The 20437-nt window shown below is 65.2% G+C and carries 24 protein-coding genes and 3 tRNA genes; 21 read left to right on the top strand and 6 right to left on the bottom strand.

Translation table 11 applies throughout. The annotated features are described in order from the left end of the window. Positions 1-2 precede the first annotated feature (2 nt). Both QWY79_RS08840 and QWY79_RS08835 read left to right on the top strand, forming a co-directional pair. Positions 3-1499 (top strand): tripartite tricarboxylate transporter permease, encoded by a 1497-nt coding sequence (locus QWY79_RS08840; RefSeq protein ID WP_290271892.1) that lies wholly within the window; start codon positions 3-5, stop codon positions 1497-1499. Between the two features lie 71 nt (positions 1500-1570). Beyond that, on the top strand, positions 1571-2908 hold the full coding sequence (locus tag QWY79_RS08835; protein WP_290271889.1) for a deoxyguanosinetriphosphate triphosphohydrolase: 1338 nt from the start codon (positions 1571-1573) through the stop codon (positions 2906-2908). A 15-nt stretch (positions 2909-2923) separates the two neighbouring features. Here the strand turns inward: QWY79_RS08835 and QWY79_RS08830 are convergent, their stop codons facing one another. Beyond that, positions 2924-3733: an ATP-grasp domain-containing protein gene (locus QWY79_RS08830; protein WP_290271887.1), complete on the bottom strand. Its 810-nt coding sequence runs from the start codon at positions 3731-3733 to the stop codon at positions 2924-2926. Positions 3734-3842: 109 nt separating this feature from the next. Here QWY79_RS08830 and QWY79_RS08825 point away from each other — a divergent pair, with 109 nt between their 5' ends. Further along, entirely contained in the window at positions 3843-4601 is a 759-nt protein-coding gene (locus QWY79_RS08825) for a ribonuclease T2 family protein (RefSeq protein WP_290271885.1), read from the top strand. Here QWY79_RS08825 and QWY79_RS08820 read toward each other — a convergent pair. Further along, on the bottom strand, positions 4598-5524 hold the full coding sequence (locus tag QWY79_RS08820) for a nuclease-related domain-containing protein (protein WP_290271883.1): 927 nt from the start codon (positions 5522-5524) through the stop codon (positions 4598-4600). The two genes, QWY79_RS08825 and QWY79_RS08820, sit on opposite strands and share 4 nt — an antisense overlap. Positions 5525-5596: 72 nt before the next feature. Between QWY79_RS08820 and QWY79_RS08815 the strand changes: the two genes are divergently transcribed. Beyond that, on the top strand, positions 5597-6472 hold the full coding sequence (locus tag QWY79_RS08815) for an NAD-dependent protein deacetylase (protein ID WP_290271880.1): 876 nt from the start codon (positions 5597-5599) through the stop codon (positions 6470-6472). 6 nt (positions 6473-6478) lie between these two features. On the opposite strand, the gene hisF is transcribed toward QWY79_RS08815, so the two are convergent. The 4 genes from hisF to hisB all read right to left on the bottom strand — a co-directional run bounded on the left by hisF (position 6479) and on the right by hisB (position 9377). Next, positions 6479-7252 (bottom strand): imidazole glycerol phosphate synthase subunit HisF, encoded by a 774-nt coding sequence (gene hisF, locus QWY79_RS08810; RefSeq protein ID WP_141321052.1) that lies wholly within the window; start codon positions 7250-7252, stop codon positions 6479-6481. 3 nt (positions 7253-7255) lie between these two features. Continuing rightward, entirely contained in the window at positions 7256-8008 is a 753-nt protein-coding gene (gene hisA / locus QWY79_RS08805) for a 1-(5-phosphoribosyl)-5-[(5-phosphoribosylamino)methylideneamino]imidazole-4-carboxamide isomerase (RefSeq protein ID WP_290271877.1), read from the bottom strand. 26 nt (positions 8009-8034) lie between these two features. Beyond that, the gene (gene hisH / locus QWY79_RS08800; protein WP_290271873.1) at positions 8035-8676 is read right to left on the bottom strand and encodes an imidazole glycerol phosphate synthase subunit HisH; all 642 of its coding nucleotides are present in this window, start codon (positions 8674-8676) and stop codon (positions 8035-8037) included. A 107-nt stretch (positions 8677-8783) separates the two neighbouring features. After that, positions 8784-9377: an imidazoleglycerol-phosphate dehydratase HisB gene (gene hisB, locus QWY79_RS08795; RefSeq protein WP_290271870.1), complete on the bottom strand. Its 594-nt coding sequence runs from the start codon at positions 9375-9377 to the stop codon at positions 8784-8786. Between the two features lie 179 nt (positions 9378-9556). Between hisB and QWY79_RS08790 the strand changes: the two genes are divergently transcribed. From QWY79_RS08790 to QWY79_RS08710, 17 genes are all read left to right on the top strand, one after another. After that, positions 9557-10012, top strand: a complete 456-nt coding sequence (locus QWY79_RS08790; protein ID WP_290271868.1) for an acetyl-CoA sensor PanZ family protein — start codon at positions 9557-9559, stop codon at positions 10010-10012. After that, a complete protein-coding gene (locus QWY79_RS08785) occupies positions 10009-12327 on the top strand; it encodes an AsmA family protein (protein WP_290271866.1) in 2319 nt (772 codons plus the stop codon). Before QWY79_RS08790 ends, QWY79_RS08785 begins: the two co-directional genes overlap by 4 nt. Before the next feature lie 67 nt (positions 12328-12394). Beyond that, positions 12395-13501 carry an A/G-specific adenine glycosylase gene (gene mutY, locus QWY79_RS08780; protein ID WP_290271864.1) on the top strand — a complete coding sequence of 369 codons (1107 nt, stop codon included), beginning with the start codon at positions 12395-12397 and terminating at the stop codon, positions 13499-13501. A 28-nt stretch (positions 13502-13529) separates the two neighbouring features. Then, the gene (locus QWY79_RS08775; protein WP_141321039.1) at positions 13530-13802 is read left to right on the top strand and encodes an oxidative damage protection protein; all 273 of its coding nucleotides are present in this window, start codon (positions 13530-13532) and stop codon (positions 13800-13802) included. Between the two features lie 161 nt (positions 13803-13963). Continuing rightward, positions 13964-14039: transfer RNA gene (locus tag QWY79_RS08770), tRNA-Phe, on the top strand. Positions 14040-14046: 7 nt separating this feature from the next. After that, positions 14047-14121 (top strand) — tRNA-Gln (locus QWY79_RS08765). Positions 14122-14166: 45 nt separating this feature from the next. Beyond that, a tRNA-Thr gene (locus tag QWY79_RS08760) sits at positions 14167-14242 on the top strand. Positions 14243-14317: 75 nt separating this feature from the next. Then, the gene (locus QWY79_RS08755; RefSeq protein ID WP_290271860.1) at positions 14318-15181 is read left to right on the top strand and encodes a ParA family protein; all 864 of its coding nucleotides are present in this window, start codon (positions 14318-14320) and stop codon (positions 15179-15181) included. Next, on the top strand, positions 15171-16571 hold the full coding sequence (gene dnaB / locus QWY79_RS08750) for a replicative DNA helicase (RefSeq protein ID WP_290271858.1): 1401 nt from the start codon (positions 15171-15173) through the stop codon (positions 16569-16571). Before QWY79_RS08755 ends, dnaB begins: the two co-directional genes overlap by 11 nt. Beyond that, positions 16568-16993 carry a hypothetical protein gene (locus tag QWY79_RS08745; protein ID WP_290271857.1) on the top strand — a complete coding sequence of 142 codons (426 nt, stop codon included), beginning with the start codon at positions 16568-16570 and terminating at the stop codon, positions 16991-16993. Before dnaB ends, QWY79_RS08745 begins: the two co-directional genes overlap by 4 nt. Then, complete coding sequence (locus QWY79_RS08740) at positions 16990-17394, top strand: DUF7673 family protein (protein ID WP_290271855.1); 405 nt, start codon at positions 16990-16992, stop codon at positions 17392-17394. Before QWY79_RS08745 ends, QWY79_RS08740 begins: the two co-directional genes overlap by 4 nt. Further along, entirely contained in the window at positions 17391-18164 is a 774-nt protein-coding gene (locus tag QWY79_RS08735) for an HD domain-containing protein (RefSeq protein ID WP_290271853.1), read from the top strand. The genes QWY79_RS08740 and QWY79_RS08735 overlap by 4 nt, the downstream gene beginning before the upstream one ends. Then, positions 18164-18373 carry a hypothetical protein gene (locus tag QWY79_RS08730; RefSeq protein ID WP_290271851.1) on the top strand — a complete coding sequence of 70 codons (210 nt, stop codon included), beginning with the start codon at positions 18164-18166 and terminating at the stop codon, positions 18371-18373. The genes QWY79_RS08735 and QWY79_RS08730 overlap by 1 nt, the downstream gene beginning before the upstream one ends. Next, positions 18366-18602 (top strand): type II toxin-antitoxin system HicA family toxin, encoded by a 237-nt coding sequence (locus QWY79_RS08725; RefSeq protein WP_290271849.1) that lies wholly within the window; start codon positions 18366-18368, stop codon positions 18600-18602. Before QWY79_RS08730 ends, QWY79_RS08725 begins: the two co-directional genes overlap by 8 nt. Further along, on the top strand, positions 18592-19299 hold the full coding sequence (locus QWY79_RS08720) for a conjugal transfer nickase/helicase domain-containing protein (RefSeq protein WP_290271847.1): 708 nt from the start codon (positions 18592-18594) through the stop codon (positions 19297-19299). Before QWY79_RS08725 ends, QWY79_RS08720 begins: the two co-directional genes overlap by 11 nt. Continuing rightward, on the top strand, positions 19296-20000 hold the full coding sequence (locus QWY79_RS08715; RefSeq protein ID WP_290271845.1) for a DUF2786 domain-containing protein: 705 nt from the start codon (positions 19296-19298) through the stop codon (positions 19998-20000). Before QWY79_RS08720 ends, QWY79_RS08715 begins: the two co-directional genes overlap by 4 nt. After that, a complete protein-coding gene (locus QWY79_RS08710; RefSeq protein ID WP_290271843.1) occupies positions 19993-20415 on the top strand; it encodes a hypothetical protein in 423 nt (140 codons plus the stop codon). Before QWY79_RS08715 ends, QWY79_RS08710 begins: the two co-directional genes overlap by 8 nt. Positions 20416-20437: the final 22 nt, after the last annotated feature.

The following is a 20437-nucleotide window of genomic DNA, read 5'->3' as shown; positions in this document are numbered from 1 at the left end:
TTATGGATGTTCTCGATTTTCTGATTCATGGGTTTGCCGTCGCACTGCAGCCCCAGCATCTGCTGTTGGCGATGATCGGCTGTACCATCGGCACCCTGATCGGCGCCCTGCCGGGCCTGGGCCCGGTCAACGGGGTGGCCCTGCTGATTCCGCTGGCCTTCAACTTCGGGCTCGAGCCCACGGCGGCGCTGATTCTGCTGGTCAGCGTCTATTACGGTTGCATGTATGGCGGCCGCATCAGCTCCATCGTGCTCAACATACCCGGCGACGAGCCGGCCATGATGACCACCCTGGACGGCTACCCCATGGCCCAGGCCGGGCGTGGTGGCGAGGCGTTGGGGCTCTCGGCGGTGGCATCCTTCGTCGGTGCCATCATTGCGACCATCGGTCTGACGCTGTTTGCGCCGCTGCTGGTCAAGGTCGCCATTCGCTTCGGCCCGGCGGAGTACTTTGCGCTCTTCGTGCTGGCCTTCGCGACCATCGGCGGGGTAACCAGCGGCAGTTTTACCAAGAGCTTCATCGCCGCGGCGCTGGGCCTGCTGCTGGGCACGGTGGGGATCGACCCGGTGTCCAGCGTGGATCGCTATACCTTCGGCTGGTACGAGCTCTATGACGGCATCGACTATATCGTGGCGCTGGTCGGCCTGTTCGCGGTGTCCGAGTGCCTGCTGTTTCTCGAGCGGGATCGGGACACGGCGACCGCTTCGCTGAAGGTCGGTTCGGCGATGCCCGGCATGCGCCGTTCGCTTTCCTGTGCGCCGACCATCGGGCGTGGCTCGATCATCGGCTTTATTTCCGGTGTGCTGCCCGGTGCCGGGGCCTCGCTGGGCAGCTTTCTGGCCTATGTGCTGGAGAAGCGCTGGTGGGGCACCCGGGGACGATTCGGCTCCGGTGATCCTCGCGGTGTGGCGGCGCCGGAGGCCGGCAACAATGCGGCGGCCGGCGGTGCCCTGATCCCCATGCTGTCGTTGGGCATCCCGGGCAGTGGCACCACGGCGATCCTGCTGGCCCTGCTGTTGTCGATGAACATCACGCCGGGCCCGTTGCTGTTCGAACAGCAGCCGGACATGGTCTGGGGGCTGGTGGCGGCGCTGTTCATCGGCAACCTGATGCTGCTGGTGCTGAACATCCCGCTGGTGGGGCTGTTCGCCAAGGTGCTGCAGGCGCCGGCCTGGTTCCTGATGCCGATGGTCACGCTGGTGGCGTTCGTGGGCATCTTCTCGCTCAACAACAGCGCCTTCGACCTCTACATGATGCTGGGCTTCGGCGTGCTCGGCTACCTGCTGCGCAAGCTGGACATCCCCACGGTGCCGGTCGTGCTGGGGCTGCTGCTGGGCGGGCAGATGGAGTTCAACCTGCGGCGTGCCATGTCGATCTCCGGGGGTGACTGGAGCATCCTGTGGAGCAGCGGCATCTCGATCGGTATCTATGCGTTTGCCGTGTCGCTGCTGCTGGCCGGCCTGGCCTATGCGCTGGTCATCAAGAAACGCCTGGAATAGGACAAAAATCCGCGCCAACGGCTGGGCGAGACCGAGCCATGGTGCCAGAATGGGGGCCTCAAGGAGGCTCCATGACGCAGATGACCTGGGAGCGCCTGCTCGATCCGGCCCGCCTGCACGATGAACGCGGCGTGGCACGTGGCGAGACAGGCCGTAGCCCGTTTCACAAGGATCACGATCGCATTGTCTTCGCCGGCTCGTTTCGCCGCCTGGGGCGCAAGACCCAGGTGCATCCGCTGACCGACAACGATCATATTCACACCCGCTTGACGCATTCCCTGGAAGTGGGCTGCGTGGGGCGTTCGCTGGGCATGAGTGTCGGCGAGGAGCTGCACCATCGGCTGCCTGCCGGCATCACGCCAGCGGATCTGGGGGTGATCGTCCAGGCGGCCTGCCTGGGCCATGACATCGGCAACCCGCCCTTCGGCCATGCCGGGGAATATGCCATCCGCGACTGGTTCAAGCGTGCCGCCCTGGATGGCAGTGGCCTGCTCGACGGGCTGTCGGACATGGAGCGCGAGGATCTGCTGACCTACGAGGGCAATGCCCAGGGCTTTCGTATCGTCACCCAGATCGAGTACAACCAGTTTCGCGGTGGCATGCGCTTGACCGGCGCTACCCTGGGCACGCTGCTCAAGTACCCGTGGGCGGTGGATCATGGTGGATCGCGGGGCAAGTTCGGCTGTTACCAGAGCGAGCTGCCGTTGCTCAATGAGGTGGCCGACCGTCTCGGCCTGCTGCCCCAGGGCGAGAATCGCTGGTGCCGGCACCCGCTGGCCTGGCTGGTCGAGGCCGCCGATGATATCTGCTATGCGCTGCTGGATCTCGAGGATGGCCTGGAAATGGGCATCCTGCGTTTCGAGGAAGTGGCCGATATCCTGACCCAGATCGCCGGTGGCGAGCCCCCGGATTATGCCACCATGCGCGAGGATGGCGTCTCCCAGCGGCGGCGCATTGCCGCCCTGCGCGGCGCGGCCATGGAGCAGGCGGTCAAGGAAGTGACCAAGGTCTTCGTGCAGCACGAGGGCGAGCTGCTGGCCGGCACCCTGCAGCATGATCTGCTGGAGCTCTGTCATCCGGATCTGGACTGGGGCGTGAAGGCCGCCAAGGATCTGGCCCGCGAGCGCATCTTCCGCAATGAGCGCAAGGCCAAGCTGGAAATCGGCGCCTACACGACCCTGGGCATCCTGCTCGAGGCCTTCATCGGCGCCGCGCACGAGCTGCATCACACCGGACATTCCAACTTCAAGCACCAGCGGGTGTTGGCGCTGATCGGCGAGAACACCCCGCTGCGTTCCTGGTCGCTGTACGACAGCTATCGCCGCATGCTCGATTTCATCGGTGGCATGACCGACCACTATGCCGTGGATCTGGCCCAGGAGATGGGCGGGCGCCTCAAGGGCGACTGAGCGGCCGGCCGCGGTTCAGGCGCTGAGGCGCAGCGGCGGCTCGCCGTCCGGATCACGATCGGCGCCGCTGGCGCGCAGCACGCGCTGGATGGCCTGGCCGATGCGCTTGCTGCTGTCGCGGATGCCCTGGTTGCCGAACAGCCGGTTGAACTCGAGGATATAGGGTTGGCCGTCGTGCATGGCGATGTCGAAGCCGGCATGGTCGATGCCGAGTTCTCGCGCCAGGCGCTGGGCCAGCGCGACGGCCGACGCGGGAATCTCACCCTCCTGGATATGACCGCCCTGGCTGACATTGGCGCGATAGCCGCCCAGCGGGGTGACGCGCCAGTAGGCGGCAATCAGCTCGCCTCCCACGATGACGATGCGCAGGTCGCGGTCGATGGGCAGGCGCTGCTGAGCGTAGAGCACGCTCTCTTCGGCGACATGCGCCAGCAGTGCCGGGCGTGACTCGATCAGGCTGACGCCCTGGCCCATCGAGCTCTTGATGCGCTTGGCGATGAAGGGGTAGCCGAAACGGGCCTCGGCCTTGTCCAGCGAGGCCGGCGAGGTGCCGAGGATCTCGGTGGCGGGCAGATGCTCCGGGCACAGGGCCAGGAAGGCGCGCGTCTGCTCGACCTTGTCATGGCCCAGGTAGTAGCTGGCCGGGCTCGGGAAGATGCGGGCGCCGAGGCCGTACAGCAGGCTGTTGATCTGCCAGTACTCGGGAAACAGCAACCAGTCGGCCTGGCGGATTTCCTCGAGATGGTCGAACATGTGGTCGGGCTTGATATAACGCACGCCAGGGATGCCCAGGGTGCGAAAGACGTCGAATGTGATGAGTTTCATGGATAGAAGAAGTGTATCTCCGGCGAGGCGAGCGGATTATTATCCGCGGCGCCGCTTATGGCAAGCATTATTCAGCGGCTGGTCGTCAGGGGGCCGGCGTCACCTGGCAATGGCGTTGATGCTGGGCATCAGTCTGCTGGGCCCGGTGTCGGCCGTGGCGGACGCACCCGGTGAGGTGCCGTCGATCGAGGCCCGGGGCTTCGATCATTACACCCTGGCGCTGACCTGGCATCCGGGGTTCTGTGCCACACGGCACGACCCGCCGCGCGAGTGTCGCGAGGCGCGGTTGCGGCGTGGCAGCGAGGCCGGCTTCGTGCTGCATGGGCTCTGGCCGTCCCTGCCTCACCAGCTGGAAGAGCGCGGGGTCGAGCGTCAGCGCTGGTGGCGGCAGGGCTGTTTCATCGAGCGCGAACGCCCCTCGGGCGGCTTCTGTGAGCATTCGCCGCTGGGGCTTTCGGAGGCGCTGGATACGCAACTGGATGCGGTCATGCCGGGGCGGGCGAGCTGCCTGGGACGCTATCAGTATGCCAAGCATGCCTCCTGCCTGCGGCTCTCCGCCGAGGATCTGTTCGAGACCTCGGTGGCCCTGGTCGAGACCGTCAACGACAGTGCCTTTACCGACTTCGTGGTCACCCAGCGTGGCGGCGAGGTGCGTCGCAATGACCTGATCGGAGCCTTCGAGTCGGCCTTCGGCGAGGGCAAGGGGCGTGCCCTGCGCCTGGAGTGCGGGGGAGACGGCAACCGGCTGTTGACCGAAGTGCGCATCGGTATCGACGCGCAACGCCTGACGGACTTCCCGGCCCCCGAGAGCCTGGTGAAACTGGGGCTGGGGGACTGTCCGGCGGTGATCGAGATCGCGGCCTTTTAAGCCGTCTTGCCCGGGTTCGACAGCGCGTGCCGGCGCAACACGCGGATGACGGCGTCGTGGGTAGTGTCGTCGAACGCCCGGGCCGCTTGCCGGTTCGGGGACGGCTGGTCGAGATAGTCGGCCAGGCCTTCACCACTGACTACCAGCAGGTCGCCGGCCTTGTCGGCCTGCTCGATCTGCCAGCCGGGAAGCACCAGCACGCCCTGTACCGGCACCGATTGGCCGGTCTGCCGTTCCAGCCAGCGGGCCAGCGAGCGGGTGGCGTGGCGTGTCTCGCGCAGCGCTCGACGCTCCTTCCAGCCGGGGAAGCGTAGCCGTTCCTTCTCCACGACCACGACATTGTTGTCTTCCCCGGAGGGCAGCACGGCGGGTGTACGGGCGCGTGTCTCGATGGCGAAGACGCCGTGCGGCGTGACCGCGACATGGTCCAGGCTGTTGCCGCGCTCTGTGGAGCGTTCGAGGCTGACGTCATGAAACACGAAATAGGGATGGGCCTCCGGCCGGATCAGTCGCGACAGTTCCTGGCCCACGGCCAGTTCGCAGGCCAGGCCCAGCTTGAGGCGCCGGATGCGCTGGAAGTCGCGGATCAGGCGCAGGCAGAAGACCAGCACCAGCAGGGTCGAGAGGGCCCCATAGAAGCTCCATTCCAGCCAGTTCTGCTGATCGGCGAAGAGCATGCGGCCCATGCCGTAGACCAGCGGCGCCATGGTGATGATCGGGCCCAGGGCGCCATTGAGGAACAGGCCGGTGAAGGCCTGGTCGAGCCGGTCGCGCAGTGACTGGCCCGGTTCGCGCAGGCGATGGGCATCGAACGGCGAGCTGACCCTGGCGTCATGCAGATTGCGCAAGGCCAGCACGACCACGGCCGTGGCCGCGAGCGGGAACAGAAAGATCAGCGGCAGCAGGTATTCCAGCCAGGCCATCGAGAGTCCTTGCCCATGGGGAGGGTTCCATTCTAGACAATCCTGGCCCATCAAGGCCATGCTCGAAGCTCGATGGACAAGCGGGGAACTCACATGGAGCAAGACGCGATCGCCTCACTGATGGCCTTCATGGTGGAGACGCCGCGCTTGACGGTGCTGACGGGGGCGGGTATCAGCACGGCCAGCGGCATTCCCGATTACCGTGACGACCAGGGCGACTGGAAGCGTTCCCCGCCCATGCAACATCAGGTATTCATGGTGTCCCACGCCGCTCGCCAGCGCTACTGGGCGCGTGCCCTGGTCGGCTTCCGCACCCTGAACCAGGCGCAGCCCAATGCGGCCCATCATGCTCTGGCGCGTCTGGAGCGGCAGGGCAGCGTCGCCGGCATCATCACCCAGAATGTCGATGGGCTGCATCAGCGTGCCGGCTCGCGGCGGGTGATCGACCTGCATGGGCGCGCCGATGTGGTGCGTTGCATGGGCTGTGGCGCGACGCGCCCGCGTCAGGACCTGCATGACGAGCTGGGAGCCCTCAATCCGCAGTGGCTGGCGCTGGGGGCGCATGCCGCGCCGGATGGCGATGCCGACCTGGAGCGGGATTTCAGCGACTTTCGGGTACCGGCCTGCGCCGGGTGCAGTGAAGGGGTCTGGAAGCCGGATGTGGTCTTCTTCGGCGACAGCGTGCCGCGTCACACGGTGGAGGAGGCCTTCGCGCTGCTGGATGAAAGCTCGGGCCTGCTGGTGGTCGGTTCGTCGCTGATGGTCTATTCCGGCTATCGCTTCGCGCGGCGTGCCGCCCGGGCCGGACAACCCCTGGCCTGCCTCAATCTGGGGCGCACGCGAGCCGATGAGCTGTTCGCGGTGAAGGTATCCGCCAGCGCCGAGGAGGGCCTGGCAGCGCTGGCGGAGCGGCTCGATGTCGCACCGGGGGCGGCGGCGGCCCCCTGAGCCGGCTCAGCGGCGCATCTCGATGCCGTTGTCGGTCATGTGACGCTTGGCTTCGGGGATGCTGTATTCACCGAAGTGAAAGATGCTGGCCGCCAGCACCGCGTCGGCACCGCCATCCTTGATGCCTTCCACCAGGTGGTCGAGGGTGCCGACGCCGCCGGAGGCGATTACCGGCACACTGACCGCGTCGCTGATGGCACGCGTCACGCCGATGTCGAAGCCCTGACGGGTGCCGTCGCGGTCCATGCTGGTCAGCAGCAGCTCGCCGGCGCCCAGTTCGACCATCTTCTGTGCCCATTCCACGGCGTCGAGGCCGGTGGGGCGGCGTCCGCCATGGGTGAAGATTTCCCAGCGCGGGGTCTCGCCGTCCGCGGAGACCCGCTTGGCGTCGATGGCGACGACGATGCACTGGCTGCCGAAGCGTTCGGCGGCCTCATACACGAAGTCGGGGTCGTGCACGGCGGCGGTATTGATCGAGACCTTGTCGGCGCCGGCGTTGAGCATGGTGCGGATGTCATCGCAGGTGCGAATGCCGCCGCCCACGGTCAGCGGAATGAAGACCTCTCCGGCGATGCGCTCGACCATTTCCACCGTGGTGGCGCGGTCCTCGTGGCTGGCGGTGATGTCGAGGAAGGTGATCTCATCGGCGCCCTGGTGGTTGTAGCGCTGGGCGACTTCCACCGGGTCGCCGGCATCGCGGATACCCACGAAGTTGACGCCCTTGACCACCCGGCCTGCGTCGACGTCCAGGCAGGGAATGATGCGCTTGGCGAGTCCCATGATTCAGCTCCCGGTTCGGTGGCGGGTGAGTTCGTCGCACAGCCGCTGGCCTGCGGCCACGTCCAGGCTGCCTTCGTAGATGGCGCGGCCGGTGATGGCGCCGAGGATACCCGGCTCCTCGGCCTCGATCAGGGCGCGCAGGTCATCCAGGTTGGTGACCCCGCCGGAGGCGATTACCGGCAGACCGCCCTGGCGGGCCAGTTCGGCGGTGGCCTCGATGTTGACGCCGCCCATCATGCCGTCCCGGGCGATGTCGGTGTAGACGATGGCCGAGACGCCGTCGTCGGCGAAGCGCTTGGCCAGCTCGGTGGCCTTGAGCGTCGATACCTCGGCCCAGCCGTCGGTGGCCACGAAGCCATCGCGGGCATCCAGGCCGACGGTGATGTGGCCCGGGAAGGCGCGGCACATCTGGGTCACGAAGTCCGGCTCCTTGACCGCCTTGGTGCCGATGATGACCTGGGACACGCCGGCGTCCAGGTAGTGCTCGATGGTAGCGGCACTGCGAATGCCGCCGCCGATCTGGATCGGCAGCCTGGGGTAGGCGCGGGCGATCTCGGTGACGGCGTCGCCGTTGATCGGCCGTCCTTCGAAGGCGCCGTTGAGGTCGACCAGGTGCAGGTGCCGGGCACCGGCCTCGACCCAGCGGGCCGCCATGGCCACGGGGTCGTCACCGTAGGTGGTCGCGTCGTCCATGCGCCCCTGCTTGAGGCGAACGCATTGGCCATCCTTGAGGTCGATGGCGGGAATTACCAGCATGTTGAATCCTCCAGCGCGGGCGCCGTTCAGGGCATCCATTGGACGAAGTTTTCGAGCAGCCTGAGGCCGGCCCGGGAGCTCTTTTCCGGATGGAACTGCACCGCAAAGGTGGCATCGCGCCCGGTGGCCACATGGGCGTTGACGCGGCCGTAATCGGTGGCGCCGAACAGCACGCTGTCGTCATCGACCTCGACGTAGTAGCTGTGCACGAAGTAGAAGTGCTCGTTCTGGTCGATGCCTTCCCAGAGCGGATGCTTCTGATGCTGGTGCACCAGGTTCCAGCCCATGTGGGGGACCTTGCAGCGGTTGCCGCTCTCGTCGGTCATGTCGACCGGGAAGCGGCGCACCTCGCCGGGCATGAAGCCCAGGCAGTCGACGCCGCCATTTTCTTCGCTGTGCTTGTGAAGCATCTGTTGACCGACGCAGATGCCCAGCAAGGGCTTTTTCTGAGCGGCCAGCAACTCGTCGACCATGCCGCGCAGTTCGGTGCGCTCGAGCTCGCCGATGCAGTCGCGAATGGCGCCCTGGCCGGGCAGCACCAGCCGCGTGGCGCCATGGATGCGCCGCGCGTCACGGGTGATCACGACGTTTTCATGGGTCACGTGCTCCAATGCCTTGGCGACGGAATGCAGGTTGCCCATTCCGTAGTCGATGACGGCAATGGTCATGGGGTCTTCCTCGTATCAGTCGACGGGTTCAGGAAGCACGGCTTGAAGAGCTGGCCGAATGAACCACTCTGTTGCGCGGTGCTTGGCGTTTGTCGTGCTTGCCGGCGTCACAGGCTACCCTTGGTGGACGGCATGCGGCCTGTCATGCGCGGGTCTTCGGCGGCGGCCATGCGCAGGGCGCGACCGAAGGCCTTGAAGATGGTTTCCGCCTGGTGGTGGGCATTGAAGCCTTTCAGGTTGTCGATATGCAGCGTCACGCCGGCATGATTGACGAAGCCCTGAAAGAACTCCTGGAACAGTTGAGTGTCCATCTGGCCCAGCACGGCACGCGTGAACTCGACATTCATGAACAGGCCGGGGCGACCCGAGAAGTCTATCACGACTCGCGACAGGGCTTCGTCCAGTGGTACATAGGCGTGACCGTAGCGGTAGATGCCGCGCTTGTCGCCGATGGCCCCGGCGAAGGCCTGGCCGAGCGTGATGCCCAGATCCTCGACAGTGTGGTGAGCGTCGATGTGCAGGTCGCCGCTGACCTGCATGTCGATGTCGATCAGACCATGACGTGCCACCTGGTCGAGCATATGATCGAGGAAGTGCACGCCGGATTCGCCGCTGAGCTGCCCCTGGCCGTCGAGGTCGATGGCGACCGTGATCCGGGTTTCCTTGGTGTCGCGGGTGACCGTGGCGGTACGCTCGGACATGTTGAATCTCCAGCGCCTTGGCGCTTGTCAGAATAAGACCGGCCGCAGGGGCCCGAGTGGCGCCGATGCCGGGGATGTCGACGCAGCCTCGCCATTATAGTGAAACGCGACCCCGATCCGCTACAATGCCAGCTATTCCGCCGTCGCGGTATCCGCTGCCTTTAACGGGAGGACCCTGCATGCCGGTCACGCTTCAGCGAGTCGATCAGGCAACCTGGGAGTCGGATGCCCAGGTGCGTACCGATCTGGTGCGCATTTACGTGGATGCTCCAGCCGAGCGCATGCCGCAGGCGCCGGAGGACTTCGTGAGCGAGCATCTGGCCGAGGCGGCACGCTTTTTCTGCTGCGCGCATTTCAATGACCGGCTGCTCGGGGCGGTGGCCGTGACGCCGCAGTCCGAGGCCTGGTGGCTCGGCCACCTGTGCGTGCGCAAGTCGACCCGGCGACGCGGGGTCGGCTCGCGACTGCTCACCCTGACGCACCAGTCGGCCAGCCAGGAGGGGCGTCAGCTGCGCGTGATAAGCTCGCAGCTGGCCATGGCCGACCAGTTGCTGCTGAGAGGCCTGGGCTATCGCCTGACACAGACCGGTGATTATTTCGAACTCGACCTGCCGCCCAAAGGAGCCGGGCCATGAAGCGAATCTTGCGTACCCTGTTAGCTACCATCGGCATTCTGGGCCTGGTCGCGGTGGCAGCGGTGGTGTTCGTGACCACCTTCTTCGACCCGGAGGATCTCAAGCCGCGTCTCGTCGAAGTGGTGCGCGAGCACAGCGGCCTGGAGCTGGAGCTTGAAGGGCCGCTCAGTTGGTCCTTCTACCCGCGCCTGGGGGTCAGTGTGGAGTCGGCCGAAGCGCGGCTGCCGGATCAGCCACCCGAGGAGCGGCCCTTTGCCGCCTTCGAGAATGGCGAGGTCAGCCTGGCGTTCGCGCCGCTGTTGGGCGGCGAGATTGCCATCGAGGGTCTGACCATCGATGGCCTGCGCCTCAACCTGGTACGCGATGCCGAAGGCCGCGGCAACTGGCAGGCGCTGATGGAGCGTCTGCGCGATCGCGGCGAGCAGGCCGAGCAGGCCCTGGCGCCGGCCAGCGCCGGGCCCAACCCCGATGCGGATGGCAGTGCCCTGTCGGTGGCACTCAATATCGCCAGCGTTCAGGTGCGCCAGGGGCAGGTCAATTACCGGGACCTGCAGGCAGGCCGCGAGATGACCCTGCAGCAGCTCAATGTGACCGGCAGCAATGTCAATCCGGATCAGGCGTTTCCGCTCAATGCCAGCCTGCGCCTGATTCTCGACGACAACAAGGCCAATGAGGCGCCGTTGCTGATCAGTGATGTCACCCTCAAGACACAGGTCGACATGGGCCTGGCCGAGGGACGACATGTACTTCAGAAGTTGGCCCTGCAGGCCGATTCACGCTTCGCGGGTGATGAGTCGGCGCAGAAGGCCAGCCTGAATGCCGCCGAGTCGGTTATCGACCTGGATCAGCAGCAGCTTCAGCTGACCGATGGCCAACTGGATGTCGGCCTGCTCGATCCGCGGCTCGGCGAGAAGCGTCTGCCACTGGCCATGGGCTTTCAACTGGACGCCGACCTCAAGGCACAGAGTGCTCATCTGCGCGAGGTCGAGCTGACCGGGCCCGATGGCCTGGAATTGACGGGAAACCTGCGGTTCAGCGAGCTGCTGTCGGCACCTGCCTATCGTGGCCAGGCAAGCCTGGCGCCTCTTTCACTGCGCCCCTGGCTGAGCCGGCTGCAGGCCATGCCGACGACTTCCAGTGATGCCGCCTTCGGGGAGCTGGGGCTGAGCAGCTCGGTGGAGGGTGACCTCGAGCGCATCGCCCTGCAGGACCTGACGCTGAAACTGGATGGCAGCACCTTCAATGGTCAGCTGGCGGGGCGCTTCGATGCCTCGAGCCTGACTCTCGACCTGCAGGGCGACAGCCTGAACCTGGATGACTACCTGCCGCCTCAGACGCCGGATGCCGAGGGCAACGCCAGCCTGAGCCTGGTCAACCGCGCCCATGCCGAACCAGCCCAGGGGCTGCTGCCGGCTGCCTGGCTGGGAGGGCTGGACCTCGATGCCAGCCTCGAGCTCGGCGAGCTGCAGCTGCTGCAGCAACACTTCCGGGATGTGGTGCTGCGTCTGCAGGGTGAGCAGGGCCAGCACCGGCTGACACACTTCGAGGCCGGCTTTCATGAAGGCCAGCTGGCGGCGACCGGCAGCCTCGATGCACGGGACACGCCGCTGGCCTGGCAGCTGTCGCCGACGGTCAGCAATCTGCGCCTGGGCAGCCTGATGGAGTCGCTGAACGAACAGCCCTCGGCCATCCAGGGGCGGCTGCAGAGCAACGGCGCGCTCGAGAGCCGTGGCAACAGCCTCCACGAGCTGAAGCGTGGCTTGAACGGCCAACTGGATGCTCGGCTCGAGAAAGGGCAGCTCGGCGAGGTCAATATCTCGCGCCAGTTGTGCACTACCGTGGCCAGTTTCGCAGGCAAGAGCACCAGCCGCGAGTGGCAGTCGGGGACGCCGATTCAGCAGGCCGAGGCCAGCTTCCGGATTCGCGATGGCGTGGCGACCAGCGATGACCTCGAGGCGTCGCTGCCGGGAATCGGTGTCAGCGGCCAGGGCCAGCTCGATGTGGCCAGCGAACGTTTCGATCTCACGGCCGATGCGCGCTTTACCGATACGGTCGATGCGGCCTGCGAGGTCAATCCCCGGCTCCGGGACGTGCCGTTCCCGGTGCATTGCGAAGGGCAGCTGGGTGGTGACAGTGCGGAGTGGTGCCGCTTCGATCGCCAGGCGCTGCAGGCCGCGCTGGGCGAGCTGCTGCGTCAGGAAGTGACCGAGCGTGCCGGTGAAGAGGCCAACAAGCGTCTCGACGATGCCATGGATCAGCTCGAAAACAAGGCGGGCAGTGAACTTCGTGGCGCCATCGAGAGTCTACTGAATTGAGCAACCAGTAAGCCAGTCCCTGCGCCGGTCCCCGTGATCGGCGCTTTTTTGCGTGTCGAGCCCGACCATGACCGAGACAACGCCCGCCATCCTGCCGCCCGAGACCTTTCAGCGTCGTCTGCTGGAATGGTTCGATGTCCATGGGCGGCATGACCTGCCGTGGCAACAACAGCGAACGCCCTACCGGGTCTGGGTCTCGGAGATCATGCTCCAGCAGACCCAGGTGACCACGGTCATCCCCTATTTCGAGCGCTTCATTGAGCGCTTCCCCGATGTTGCCGCACTGGCCGGGGCCGAGCAGGACGAGGTGCTGCATCTGTGGACCGGCCTGGGCTACTACGCCCGTGGGCGCAACCTGCACAAGGCGGCACGCGTCGTCATGGACGAACATGATGGGGAATTTCCGGTACACAGTCTCGATGCCATGGCCGGGCTGCCCGGAATCGGCCGTTCCACGGCCGGGGCCATCATCGCCCAGAGTACCGGCCGACGGGCCGTGATTCTGGATGGCAACGTCAAGCGCGTGCTGACCCGGCTGCATGGTGTGGAAGGCTGGCCGGGCCGGCCGGCTGTGGAGCGCCGTCTGTGGGCGCTGGCCGAGCATTACACGCCGCATCAGCGGGTGGTCGATTTCACCCAGGCCATGATGGACCTGGGCGCGACCCTGTGTCGTCGTGGCCAGCCCGAATGTGGCCGCTGCCCCTTCGAAGCGGATTGTGTGGCCAACGCCCGGGGCGAGCAGAAGCGCTTCCCGGAGTCCAAGCCCAGGAAGGCCAGCCCCACGCGCCAGACCCTGATGCTGTTGCTGCAGGACGAGCAGGGGCGTGTGCTGCTTCAGCAGCGTCCGTCCAGTGGCCTGTGGGGCGGGCTCTGGAGTCTGCCGCAGTTCGACGACATGACATCGCTGCAGGCCTGGCTCGACCAGCACGCCAGCACGGCCGAGCTTGCCACCGCCTGGGCCACCTTCACCCATGTATTCAGCCACTTTCGTCTGGAAATCACGCCGCAACCGGCGAGGGTGACGCGGCTCGATAGCGTCGCCGAAGGCTGGCACTGGTACGACCCGGCCGAGCCGGCCAGCATCGGCCTGGCCGCGCCGGTGAAAGGCTTGCTGGAGGCGTTGCAACCCTTCACCCTGTCAGCCCCGGCAGGCCAAGCTTCTGCCCCGGATTGAGACCCTGCTTCAGCCAAGGAGCCACCCCATGAGTCAAACCGTATTCTGCCGCAAGTATCAGCAAGAACTCGAGGCGCTGCCGTTTCCGCCGCTGCCCGGCGAGAAAGGCCGCGAAATACAGGCCAGTGTCTCCAAGCGTGCCTGGGACGAATGGCAGGCCCAGCAGACGCGGCTGATCAATGAAAAGCACCTCAACATGCTCGACGCCACCGACCGCGCCTACCTGATGGAGCAGATGGAACGCTTCTTCGACAACCAGGAGACCGACCAGGCGGAAGGCTATGTGCCGCCTGAAGAGTGATCCGCCGCGGCCCCGCCGCTGGTGATCGACCGACGACAGGAAACCGGCCTGTCGGTGCGGCAGTTCGCCTCGCGGGACGCTGTCACCTCACTGAAGAGAGAATTGAACAGAAAAGGTTGACGCAAAACAGGGTTTAGGGTTTAATACGCACCGTTGGCGCGGGCCAGATAGCTCAGTCGGTAGAGCAGTGGATTGAAAATCCTCGTGTCGGCGGTTCGATTCCGTCTCTGGCCACCACAACTGCTGGGGTATCGCCAAGTGGTAAGGCACTGGTTTTTGGTATCAGCATGCGCAGGTTCGAATCCTGCTACCCCAGCCACGTCAACGCTTTTACGTTCTGCTTCCCAAGCTGAGATCGTTCCGAGCCGACATAGCTCAGTTGGTAGAGCAACTGACTTGTAATCAGTAGGTCCCGGGTTCGACTCCTGGTGTCGGCACCATCTACGGCTTGAGAGCAGTACTAGTTGAGATTATGACCGTTACTCCCGTTGGTTTACCAATAACGGGAGTTTCGCATGCGCGTCATATCCATCATCTCGTCCAAGGGCGGCGTCGGCAAGACGACCACGACCGCTAACCTCGGCGGCTTGCTGGCCGAAGCCGGCTTCCGCACCCTACTGATCGATCTCGATACCCAGCCCACGCTGAGCAGCTACTACCCGCTGGCTCACGACGCCCCGGGCGGGATCTACGAGTTGATCGCCCTCAACATCACCGAGCCCGAGCAGATCATCTCCTCGACCACGATCGAGGGGTTGGACCTGATTACCTCCAACGACAGCCTCGGTCAGCTCCCCCAGCTCTTGCATGGGGCCCCGGATGGCCGTTTCCGGCTTCACCACCTGCTCGGCCAGCTCCCCGACTACGACGTCATCCTGATCGACACCCAGGGCGCCCGCTCCATTGTGCTCGAAGCGGCTGTCGTGGCCTCGGACCACGCGCTGTCCCCGATCACCAGTGAGTTGCTCTCCGCCCGCGAGTTCATCCGCGGCACGGTGGGGCTGCTGGACGACCTGGAGCCGTTGACGCGCTACACCGCGTTGGACCTGCCGCGCATCTCCCTGATGCTCAACCGGCTCGACTACACCCGTGACGCCCAGAACGTCGCCAATACCCTGCGGGACCTTTACGACGATCCCGACGGGCGCGTCACCATTCTCGACAGCGCCCTGCGTAACCTGACGGCTTTCCGTCAGGCCAGTGCGGTCGGCCAACCGATCCATCGATTTGAACCCCGCAAACCCTATCGGGACCGCGTTGCCCCGGCCGGCGCCGATCAGATCATCGACGTCGCCAGCGAACTCAACCCGGCATGGGCGCCGTCACTGACGGGACTGCAGGCCACCTTGCAGGCACAAGGAGGCCGCCATGAGCACTGATTCTCCCGTCCAGCACACTGACGTGCCACAGATCGGCTACCAGCTACCGCACAGCCTCGAGGCCGAGCAGTCCGTCATCGGTGGCCTCATGCTCGACAACCGCGCCTGGGATGACATCGCCGATCGTCTTGATGGCGGCATGTTCTATCGGCCTGAACACCGCTACGTCTTTGAGGCAATGCGCGATCTCATCGCCCAGGAAGCGCCGATTGATGTCGTGACACTGTCGGAGGCGCTAGAGCAACACAGCCGTCTGGAGACAGTCGGCGGCCTGAATTATCTCGCCGAAATTGCCCGGCATACGCCGTCCGCCGCCAACATCACCGCCTACGCCGATATCGTCCGCGATCGCTACCAGTTGCGGCAACTGTCACAGACGGCCGTGGCGCTCAACCGGCAGGCGCTCGATGCCCAGGGGCATAGTGCGACATCGATCATCGAGGCCGCCGAACAACAACTGTTCGAGCTCGTCGATGACCGCCGGCACGCCCTGGGCTCCGTCAAGGAAATCCTCGAGGAGGTGGTCGACCGCATCGACATCGCGTCCCAGTCGGACGGCGGCATCACCGGCGTGCGGACCGGGTTTACCGACCTCGACCGGATGACCACCGGTCTGCAGCCCGCCGAGCTTGTGATCCTCGCCGGGCGCCCTTCCATGGGCAAGTCCGCCCTGGGCATGGGGATCGCCGAGCACATCCTGGCGTCGACGGCGACCCAGGCACAGGGACCGGTGATCGTGTTTTCGCTGGAGATGCCCCGCGAGGACCTCATGCTCCGCATGTTGGCCAGCATCGGCCGTCTCCCACTGCAGGCCTTGCGATCCGGCCAGTTGGAAGACGACCAATGGCCGTCTCTGGCTGCAGCGGTCGCCAAGGCGAAGGAATTCGAGAACCGCCTGTTCATCGATGATGAAGGCGGTATCTACGCATCCAGCCTGAAGACACGGGCTCGGCGTATTGCCCGCAAATACGGCCGTCCTGCGCTGATTCTGGTGGACTACCTGCAGATGCTCGAAGAACCGAGTGCTGGTGAGAACCGCAACCTCGAGATCAGTGCCATCAGCCGGATCCTGAAAGCCACCGCCAAAGAGCTGAGCTGCCCGGTCGTCGCCCTCTCCCAGCTCAACCGTCAGCTGGAAAATCGCCCGAACAAGCGCCCGACGATGGCCGATCTCCGGGACTCAGGCTCTCTCGAGCAGGATGCCGATCTGATCGGCTTCGTCTACCGCGATGCCGTTTACCACCCCGACAACCCTGAGAATCTCGGCCTGGCCGAGTTGATCCTCGCCAAGCAACGCAACGGGCCAACCGGCACCGTCCACCTGGCGTGGCTCGATGAACAGACGCGGTTCGAGAACCTCGAGTGGAAACACCGGGAGGAGCTGCCATGAGCCAACTGCACGAAACGGCCCGGATCATCGGCAACGACGAGAATTCCACTCGGCTCATCCAGACGGATACCGGTCCCGTTGAGGTGAAAGCCTTCGGCGAGCTCTCAGCCGAGGTAATGGCTGGCCCGGCCATCGGCCGTTCCATTACCGCGTTCGCCTGGCTCGAGACGATCGGTGACAGCCACCAGATAAACGTAACCGAATCCACCACGGGGCGGCGGCTGGAGGTCATCCCGATGTTACCGACCGAAGGCACCGAGCTGCCGCTGGACGGAACCCTGTTCGCCGACATGCTCCCTTTCCTGATGGAGGGCTGTCGCGAAGCGGCTTTCGCCCGATTTCGGGAGGCCGACGACGAACGCCTGGTCACCCTGTTCAACATCCTTGATCAAGTGCCGCCCCTGGCAGGAGGTGCCGCATGACCCCCGATTCCCGTATGCCCAAGGTGTCACAGCGACTCAACGAGCGCAGTCGTCTCGCCCTCGAGAGACACACTGCAGAAGAGGCAGCCGTTGAGCAACGCCTCAGCACACTGGATCAGAGCGGCCCCACTGCCCTTGAGCGCTTGGCTGAGGTGGCCCAGGGATATAGCGGCCAGAGCCACCACTGTCGCCGGATCTTGCTCGCTATCTACAACGGCCCCGAGTGGCCGCTCGAACTCACCCGACTGCGCTGCCTGGACCGCGACCTGCAGCGGGCTGCGCTCACTGTGATCGAGTGGTCCGCTTACGCCGGTCACGAACTGCACGAGTCCCTGGACGACGGTGAGACATGGATGCGGCGCTTCTGGCACGCAGAATCCGACAAAGGAGGTGAGTCATGAATACGCCTTCTACCTCGCCCGTTGGCTTGGATCCCACTAGTCGCATGATCAACCACATGGAGGCGGAGATCGCGCGCTTAATCACGGCAGAGTCGGCACTGCTCCGGGTCGCCGGCATGCTCGGCATTCATGCCGAGCCCGATGGCCAGGGCCGCTACAGCGGCCAGGCCATTGCCGATCAGGTGCGTGACGCACTCGATCAGCGGCAGGTTGACCAGGCACTGGCCGCCACGCCATCGCCCACGATTCTGACAGCGTCTGGCACGCCGATGTCACTGACGTTTCCTGCGTGGCAGAACATCGATGACCAGGACATTGCCCAGGCGCTGTCACGTATCTGCCGATTCGGTGGCCACTCCCGCCGGTTCTATTCCGTCGCTCAGCACTGTGTGCATGTCAGCGAGATCGTCCCCCGTGAGGACGCCCTGGCCGCCTTGCTGCACGACGCCACCGAAGCCTACATCGGCGACATGGTCTCGCCGCTGAAATCGATGCTGCCGGCTTACAAGGCCATCGAGAAACGCCTCTGGTCCGCCATTGCCCAGCGATTCAGCGTGGACCCGGTGCTGCCGGCCAGCGTCAAACAGGCCGATTTGCAGCTGCTCGCAACCGAGCGGCGTGACTTGCTGCCGGCCTCACCCATGGAGTGGCCCTGTCTCGAGGGTATCGAACCTCTCGAAGAACCCATTGAGCCCTGGTCACCGGACATCGCCTCCCTCGCCTGGGGGCTGCGCCTCGAGGAGCTCCTGGCCGAGCGGGAGATGGCGTGATGGACGAACAGACCATGAAACAGGAACTCACCGAGTTGGAAACCCGCCTGGCCGAGCTGCGCACGCAATACCAACAGCTGGAGAGTGACGTCCAGGCGTTACGCGCTCGGAAGCGCCAATTGATCCACGCCCTGGAGGGCCAGCTGGATCTGTTCCGGGACCACGTCCACCACAGCGAGCAGCTGCTCGAGGAGGTCCGCCATGGCTAACCAATTCCAATTCGGGAAGGGCGTCGAGCGCGTCGTGCAGTATGCCCGCGACCACGGCTGGCACATTCAGCGCACCCGGGGCGGGCATCTGCGGATGACCCGGCCGGGCCTGCCGCCAGTGTTCACCAGTGCCACGCCGAGCGATGTTCGCTCACAGCGTAATGCCATCGCGCGCCTTCGGCGGGCACAACGCCTCGCGTATCAGACTGGAGGGGCCTATGTACACTGAGCATCAGCAACGGGCCCATGAACAGCCCCTCGACCAATTGGCAGCTTCTTCGGTTGAACAGGCGCAGCGCGACGGTATCGTCGCCGCGTTTGAACACCTCTCGGGGCAATATGCACATCTGTTGCAAAGCGACGATGTCCGCCAGGGGGTGTTCAGGCTCCTGGAAAAGCCGTCGCGCAATGGGTGGATGGCCAATCTCCGCCGTGTCAGTGAATTCCTGGCGATTGCCTCGGCCATCGAGCATGGCCGTCAAGCACCGGACAGGCGTTCACGCGTCGCGGCCGTCGACGATGTCCCGGGGGATGCCGCGCCGAGCAACCGGTCAATCGGCGAAGTCTTTCTCTACTGGCTGCAGCGTGGGCTCCAGGAAGGGCGTCTGAATACCAACACCCGTGGTGCCCTGGTTCATGGCGTCGAGGGCACCTGGCTGTTGGTGAGCCCGGGTATCTTCCGGCGGTTCTGCCTCGAGCACGATGACCTGCTCAGTGACTGGCGTGACGTCCAACAGCGCTTCCAGAAACTGGGCCTCCACCGGGTGCATGAGGATGGGACCAACATCCACGAGGCCTCGCTGGTGGGCGTCCCCGGCCGTCCGGCCCGCAAGGTCAAGGGTTACTTGCTCAAAGAGCCGGCGGCGCTCCACCTCCCCCAACGCAACAACACCGTGCTGTCCCTGACGGCAGGAGGTGTCTCATGATCCCCGATCGCATCATGCGCAAGATCGAGCGGTGCCTCGCGCTATCGCAAAGCGCCAATGCCCATGAAGCCGGCATCGCACTGCGTCAGGCCCAACAGTTGATGCAGCGCTATGGCCTGAGCGAACAGGACATCACCCTGGCGTCGGTGACCGACCACACGGTCACCGCTCAGGCGGGCAAGCTGCCGCCCCGCTATCTCAATTCGCTTGCCACCCTGGTCAATAACGCTTTCGGCACCCAGGCGATCTACTCGGCCACGCCGCGACTCAGCGGCGCTCAGGTGCGCTGGATAGGCCAGTGGCAGTTTCTGGGCACCGATGGGGCCAGTCAGGTGGCCGCCTACGCCTACGATGTCCTGCAACGCCAGTTGATCCGCGATCGCCAGGCCTACCAGTCGGGGCTCAACCGGCGCATCAAACGTGCCACGCGCATCCGCCGTGGCGACGCGTTCGCCGAGGCCTGGGTCGCCGGTGCGCGAGAATCCATCGTGCCGGTCGAGCTCTCCGCGTCGGCATCCGAGGCCCTCGAGGCCTATGCCGAGCGCCGATGGGGCGAGCTCAGTTCCCTGACGCCACGCCAGCGTGGCCAACTCCGCCACCACGATTACCAGGCGGTTCACCAGGGCTACGACGCTGGCCGGCAGGTCCAGCTGCACGACGCCATCCAGACGCCGGAACGGGAGGCGCTGGGACATGGCTGACATTGTCGATTTTCCGCTCACACGCACGCCTGGCTGCCCGGAGTGCTATCTGGGCCTCGACCAGGCTGTCGCCCAGGCCGACTTGCATCTGCTGTGCCCGATGCAGCACCTGATGCGCCACTGGCTGGCCAACGCCGATCTCACCGCCTGGCATCACCTGCTGGCCGACACCGCCCTGCTGCTGCGCGCCGCTTGTCGGCGGCTGGAGAGCGCCGCGGAATCACGGCGTCTGGCCGAGCTTGAGATGCAGTCATTGACCGACCTCGAGGCCCTGACCGTGGTCCTCGACAACCTGTATTGCCTGCATCGCCAGTTGCCCGTGGACAGCGATGACGCCGTCCGCCACCCGCTGCGTGACCTGACCCTCAACCTCGAGCGCCTGCTGTCGGGCGGCGCCGAGGACGAATTGGATTGACCCTCCGCCGCATGGATGGAGA

It is taken from the genome of Halomonas sabkhae (genome assembly GCF_030409265.1).
Taxonomy (GTDB): domain Bacteria; phylum Pseudomonadota; class Gammaproteobacteria; order Pseudomonadales; family Halomonadaceae; genus Halomonas; species Halomonas halmophila.
The sequence above is the reverse complement of the archived record's forward strand: the minus strand, read 5'-3'. Positions and strand labels throughout refer to the sequence as shown.